Consider the following 6,470-nt stretch of genomic DNA (forward strand, 5'->3'; position numbering starts at 1 on the left):
CGACGTTCAGCCACCGTGCTCGGCCACTTTTTTTTTGAGCCAATCGAGCTCAACCTTCAGTCGACCGATTTGTTCATAGAGCTCTGCGGAACTCGGTTCGTCGGTGGTGGCCTTGCTCGCTGAAGGACTCTCGAAAATCGAAATCGCTCCTTCCAACAGCTGCTTTTTCCAAAGTGCAATCTGCGTCGCATGAACTTTATGAATCGATACCAATTCGCTCGTCGTCTTCAATCCACGAATCGCATCCAAGGCAACTTTCGCCTTAAATGGTCCGTCGAATTTACGTCTGCTCCGAGGCACGGTTGTCTCCCGCTCAATTGCTCGACACGATGCCTCAATAATCCTCGATCCAAACTCCGTTTTCTATCTAAGACGGTGGTCCGAAAAACGGGGTCCACTTCATGATTTGACGCAGGCAACAATACTTTCGCTATAGAGAAGACACCGGTCAGAACGGAGTGATGCTCGCCAACGTAGTGTCGTCTGTAGATTGATCTTTAATACCGAGCTGAAGGCGCGATATGGGATGACGATGTACTTTTCGAAGTTTTATGCGTCCAAGAGAGTCATCCAAAGACAGCGTTTAGGTTGAGTCGTCGGATTCAAACATCGGGAACCTGCCCCTGCTACCCCGCGACTTGAAGGCTATAGGTAGTTTCAAAACCCTTTTCTCGCAGCCTTTGCTGGTGGAAAACCACTTGGAAAACCGCATTCGGCAGAAATTTCTCATCAGGTTGTGAAACCACCTCTAATAAAAACTGCCTCGGTCATATCGATCGAATTGGATATGGACTTGCCGCTTGTGCACAAGGGTGGCCCCCCTCCGTCAGAATTTGGCAAGAGAGTCATCTTCTGGCCATCCCGAAAAACTATTCAGACCACAGGCACGTTGTGGACGTGGGTTCACAGTGCCATTGAACGGCGGTAGACTGTCGTCTGAATCTCTTGATTGTCGACAGACGCGACGCGCAGCTTGGTCGAGGATTCTCATGACTCGGAAGCGGAACCGTTAAACGAGTGAGATCCAGCATGACCCGCGTGATCTTTGCGACCCTGTTTTTCTTCGGTACTCTCAGCTCCATAGTCTGGGCCGGTGATCCGGCACAAGACAACGATACTGCGGTTCGGGATGCCGTGTCACGCAGCCTTCCCTTCCTGGAAAAAGAGGGAGTGGCCTGGATGGATGGTCACGGCTGCATGTCTTGCCATCATGTGCCGTTCCTGCTGTGGTCGCATCGATCGGCGCAGGCTCAAGGCTTCACGGTCGATTCCCAGAAGTTGGCGGAGTGGGACGAGTGGACTCGGAAGGATTCGCTCGCAAATCGCATTCTGTTCCGGTTGCGGAGTTACGACCTCGGCAGACCCGAAGCGGCGACGCTGCCGCTGGCCGTGAAAGACAAGCTCAAGCCGCTGATCGCACGCCCGTTCCAAGCTGAAGCTGAATTCCTTGCGGAGCTGACGCCGCTGCTGACTGAAGACGAAATGAAGTCGCATCGGGCGACCGTGCTGAAGATTTCCGAGCGGACAGTTGACATATTCGATCGCGTTGGGGGCGGTCTCGAGGCCCTTGGCCCATTGCTGATCGCAAGTCAAGGGACTGCGAGTGTTCTGACTCAACCTGAATTTCGCGACGGCGTGATCGACCTGATGAGCCAGATTCAGTTGGCGGACGGCTCGTGGACGACGGGTGGTCAGTTCGCCGGAATGCGCCGCTGGACGCTTCCTACGGCATATCAAACGACCACGATGTGGACGACGCTCGCACTTGCTTCTTACGACACACCAGATCTGAAGAGATCTGCGTCGATTCAGAAAGCCATTGCTTATCAACGGCAACAGACGCCGAATCCCGATAATCGCGAATGGTTGGCGATGCGGCTCTTGTTTGAGCATCAATTCGGGTCGGCCGAGACTGTCGCGAAACTGCGTCAACAATTGCTGGATGTTCGGAACGGCGACGGCGTGTGGGGGTGGGAAAAAGGTGTACCAAGCGATGCCCTCACGACCGGCCTGGCGATCTACGTTTTGGCGAAGGTCCGAGCTGGAGACGACTCGTCAGTCTTTCGAGACGCTCGCAAATGGCTGCTCGCGTCGCAGCAATCCGACGGTTCCTGGCTGACTCCGGCCAAGAACTTCACGAAGTCCACCGATCCTGAACGCCTGAGGGTTCGCGACGAAATCTATCATTACTGGGGCACCGCCTGGGTTGCGATCGGGTTGCTGGAAACGCTGGGAAAGTCAGGCTCGTAAAGCGACTTTTCGCGATGCTGGGCGAAATCTGCATTGTCCTGACGGAACGCCTTCTGATCCCTATCGCGAGGAGTCACCCTGTTGCAGCTGATCGCGTGCGAGTTGCAGGTACCTGTCGGCCATCATCGCTTCGAGTGGGTGACTCGGCGTCCGAAAAAAATAACGTTCGGCTGAGACGCCGACACGAGAAGGTCTTGCCGCACGGAAGACGCGGCACGGTGTGACTTTGCCGAAGTCTGGCTTGATTGGTCACTGCCGGGTTCTGTGGTTTTGCTGCTGCCATTGTCTCTAGCCGTGAACCGAATTCTCGCGCGGTTCGTTCCTAGGAAAGTCGTCGTCGGTAGATGAAGTAGCCGGCCACGACCAGCAAAAACAGCGCGTTTGCCGCGATAAACCAAGAAATCGGATTCGCGATCACACGTCGAGTCTGAATAGGGCTTTCTGATCCCGCGACTGCGGCCCGTCCGATGGCTCCGGCCACTCCAGTGGTGGACGGCGCCTTGAGTTTTCGGGTACCGGATAGGAGAGATCCGAATTCGATCGCCGCCATCTTCAGAACTTCCGGAAGCTGCTTCGAATCATCGGGATAAATATAGCGGCCAAAGTACATTCCCTCCTCATTCGAACCGACCTCCATCGGATTGCCGTTGGCATCGAGTGGCTGCATCGTCAGATCGCAAACAATGACGCCGGGCTTCGGCACCAATTGAAATGACGATTGAGGGACTGGTTGGTTGATTTCGCAGGAGACGACCTCGTATCGTTGTCGAAGCGTTGGCTTGCCTCGAAGTTCTCTCGGCGCGGAATCGTTCCCAAACCAGGTGATCGTGATGGATTGCGGCATCCAGAAGCTGGCAGCGACTTGACGCAGATCGTGATACTCTCGATCAGACTGAATTGGACTGGCCGTCGTCCAGCGACGAACTGCGAAACCGGCATTACGGTCGAGCCAGAATTGATTTTTGTCTGACGACTTGATGACCAGGCAGTCAGCGCCATCCAGAAGCTCATGGTTCGCGACAACCTGCCACTTTCCAGTTGCCAACAAGTCGGGCAGCCGGAATTTCGCTCGTTGCAGGTGGTCGAGGGGAACCTTGGCTCCGGTGATGCCATAGAGCATCAGATCGAGATAGTTAAAGTTCCCCTCATAAAAAAATTCCTGCGTTTTGAGGTGAGATGGCTTCTGGATATTGTGCTGTGGCCTTAACGAACGATCTTCCGCGCTGAAGTTCATGCGTCCTCCACGGCTGTTATCCAGCAAAACGTCTCCGTTGAAAACTCGAACCGACTCGCGAGTTTCCGTCGGTGTCTCGGGAAGCTGTTCGGTGATCTCTCGATACGTCGGGATCGTGATTCGTTCCGACAGGGGATACAGTCCAGGATGTTTTTGGTGGAGTTGGTTCATGACTCCGTTGAAAGTCTTTCCTTTCCGCTGACGGTTCAGCATGACTTTGTCTGCATCAATGACCAGCGTCGTGCGGTCGCCCTCAAGCTTGATCAGACTGTCGGCGTCCTTGAAAGCTGTGTAATAAACTTCCGGATCAGTCAAAACCTCGGAATCGGACTTTGTGACCAGCTGCAGCGACTTGATGGCGGCGTAGTTTTTGCGATACGTGGCCGCAACTTCTTCGAAAGGTGCGACCAACTTTTTCGAAGCCGACTCGGGCTGCGTGTTGTCGGCCGGAAACTGAGTGGTGATGCCGGCTGCAAGTGCCGTGGTCGCGGCGACGCCAATGATCGCCGCTTTGCCAACGGCAAACGATTGGCCGACCGAACTGAATAGTGCTTTGAATTGTGCAAACACGTTGCCCATCGTGGTAACCGCAACGGGATTGACGGTCGAAGCCGCAGTCAACGTCGATGCAATCAACGACGTCGGCAGGGCGGCCGAGGCGGCATTCTGTGACAGCAACACGGTGAGTGTTGCCGACGAAAACACCAGACCTTGTCGAGTAAGACGGTTGGCCAACAGTTTTCGAGCGCGCATTAATCGAGTCGAGATCGTTGCCTCGGGACAATTGAGTTGATTGGCGGCTTCACGTTGCGTCATCCCAGCAATGTCACACAGCAGGACGGGCAGACGGTAAATCTCAGGCAGTTTGTCCAATTCTTGATCCAGAATCGGTTCAAGATCGCCCCAAAGGTTCTTTTCGGTGGTCGACGGTTCAGGAATCTCGGACATTCGTAGTTCCTTTTGTACTCGGGCATCGACCTTTGACTTTGCCCTGAGTGCCGTGCGATAAGCGACGCGATGTAACCAGATGGCGAGCGTTTCTCCATGTCGGATCTCCCCGGCGTGGCGGGCGAGTGACATAAACGTCGACTGAAAGATATCTTCGGCGTCGTGATGGTTTGAAAGAATTCGCTGGCAGACCCCGAATACGAATGGCCCGAAGCGCCGAGTCAGCTGTTCAAAGGCCGTCTGATCTCGACGTTCGACGAAGGCCTTTAGCAGTTGGTCGGTCGTCGCTTCGGATTCGCCAGAAGGCGGATCGATGCTTTCCAGTGTCAGTCCCGACTTTTCCATCAATTTCGCCCAGGCTTGAACAACTGAAATAACTGGAACAGGCGCATCTAGTTCCACATATTTCCAGTAGCCGTGTACACACTTAACAACCAGGAATGATTCACCATGGTCGCGATGCACCGCGCCCTACTGCTGTGGCAATCGAACAACCGATACTGATATAGAGCCATCGTGACGCACCATTCTTGCATTTTTCCCCGCGAATTTGAGAGATTCACTCTAAAAGACAGCCGCGTCCGGTGCAGGCGAGAGCTTGACTCGACGAAGGACGGCTCTTGAAGAATAGTCGAGTTGACAGGACACCGTTAGAACATTTTTGGCCAGCGTTTACGGCTGGGATGCGGGTTTGTGGCGACGGATCGAGAACGGAATCCCTGTCCTTCAATAACGTTGTGCCTCTGCGGTATGGGCGGGTCGAGCGCCCCGGTTGGGTAAATCACCGACGATTCGCGTGAAGCCGCGTCCCAATCCACTCAACGAGGCGAGGCTTCCCATTAAGCTCGGCGATCTCTTGGGCCGTGCGTCCGTCTGCGTCGCGGGCCAACAGGTCAGCTCCCGCTTCAACAAGCAGTGCCAGAGTCTTCGGCACCGTGTTTCTCTCGGCCGCATAATGGATGGCCGTTCGCCCACTGGAACTGTGCGCATTAACATCTGCACCGTGCCCGATTAACCACGCCACAGTACGATGATCGCCTTGATTTGCGAATGCTTGCAGAAGAGTGCGTCCTGTGCCAACTCCATGATCGATTGCAAGGCCGTGGGATACGAGCGCTTCGGCGACATCATACGCCCCTCGGCCGTGACGTTGAAGATGGCCCAGCGCGGCCGGGAGACACGCATCTGTGGCTGCGGCTCCGTGATCCAGGAGCCAGCGGACAAGCATAAGGCTTTCAGAAGACCAGCACGCGCAGAACAGAGGCGTCGCGTCACCAATACCTCGATAACACGCAAGCGCATTCAAATCGGCACCATGTTCGGCGAGAGTCATTGCCGCTTGCGCCTGAACTGCCATTCGATCGTGCCCATGAGATTTCCAGTCGGATGCACACGCGACGTGCAGCGGGGTCACTCGACTGCTGGCCGGTTCCATATCCGCGGTGAGGCGTGCGTCTGCGCGAGCTCGCCTCAGCCTATTCGTCATTCCTTTTACATCCCCCATCGCCGCCATCGTGAAAATGTTACGCTCGATACCAGCTTGAAGGAGCGTCTCAGCTAGGGCGATATGACCTTCTCGCATCGTCTCGCAAATCCAGTCCCAATTCGCTGTTGTGCCGGCATCGAGCAGCTCTTGGACCATCTTCACGTCGCCGTGCAGGAGTGCTGCCGCTATGACCGTCGCTCGGGCTTTTCCTCGCGGGTGTTTGACTCCCGATCGGTAGCGTTCGCGCCGGCGGGCATTGATGCACGCCCGGCAAGTGCGAGCGAGCCCGTCGGCTGTCTGTGCCGAGCCATTAAAGTCTGCGGCCGGCAGCCTCTTCCCACATGCAGCGCAAGTCTTGTTGTCAATCATTTTCAGGGAATTGTAGCGGGGCAGATTCAGAAGGAGAACGTGAGGTAGACGTCACGCCATCCACGATCTGTCGATACACGAGTGTTCCGGAGCCGGGTAATCTGGATGTGTGAGATCTACATTTCATCACTATGCTTGTACTAGAGAGCATTTCATAACCGCCTCATTGTAATGAGCGCGCAG

Annotated in this window: 3 protein-coding genes and 1 pseudogene; 1 reads left to right on the forward strand and 3 read right to left on the reverse strand. The window is 55.2% G+C overall.

What is annotated here, in order from left to right; genetic code table 11:
- Positions 1-318: pseudogene (locus tag OSO_RS51915) on the reverse strand (transposase); the annotation flags it as partial.
- Between the two features lie 711 nt (positions 319-1,029).
- On the opposite strand from OSO_RS51915, the gene OSO_RS0109535 reads away from it, so the two are divergent.
- Positions 1,030-2,250 carry a prenyltransferase/squalene oxidase repeat-containing protein gene (locus OSO_RS0109535; RefSeq protein ID WP_010583170.1) on the forward strand — a complete coding sequence of 407 codons (1,221 nt, stop codon included), beginning with the start codon at positions 1,030-1,032 and terminating at the stop codon, positions 2,248-2,250.
- A 322-nt stretch (positions 2,251-2,572) separates the two neighbouring features.
- Here the strand turns inward: OSO_RS0109535 and OSO_RS47705 are convergent, their stop codons facing one another.
- Positions 2,573-4,777: an RNA polymerase sigma factor gene (locus OSO_RS47705; RefSeq protein ID WP_157605118.1), complete on the reverse strand. Its 2,205-nt coding sequence runs from the start codon at positions 4,775-4,777 to the stop codon at positions 2,573-2,575.
- A gap of 436 nt (positions 4,778-5,213) precedes the next feature.
- Positions 5,214-5,918 (reverse strand): ankyrin repeat domain-containing protein, encoded by a 705-nt coding sequence (locus OSO_RS47710; RefSeq protein WP_157605119.1) that lies wholly within the window; start codon positions 5,916-5,918, stop codon positions 5,214-5,216.
- Positions 5,919-6,470 lie beyond the last annotated feature (552 nt).

The organism is Schlesneria paludicola DSM 18645, assembly GCF_000255655.1.
Classification (GTDB): Bacteria; Planctomycetota; Planctomycetia; order Planctomycetales; family Planctomycetaceae; genus Schlesneria; species Schlesneria paludicola.

Bases quoted from the DNA above. Each gene is read 5' to 3' on its own strand.
- OSO_RS0109535 (WP_010583170.1), top strand. From the start codon at position 1,030: ATGACCCGCGTGATCTTTGCGACCCTGTTTTTCTTCGGTACTCTCAGC.
- OSO_RS47705 (WP_157605118.1), bottom strand. From the start codon at position 4,777: ATGGAAAAGTCGGGACTGACACTGGAAAGCATCGATCCGCCTTCTGGC.
- OSO_RS47710 (WP_157605119.1), bottom strand. From the start codon at position 5,918: ATGACGAATAGGCTGAGGCGAGCTCGCGCAGACGCACGCCTCACCGCG.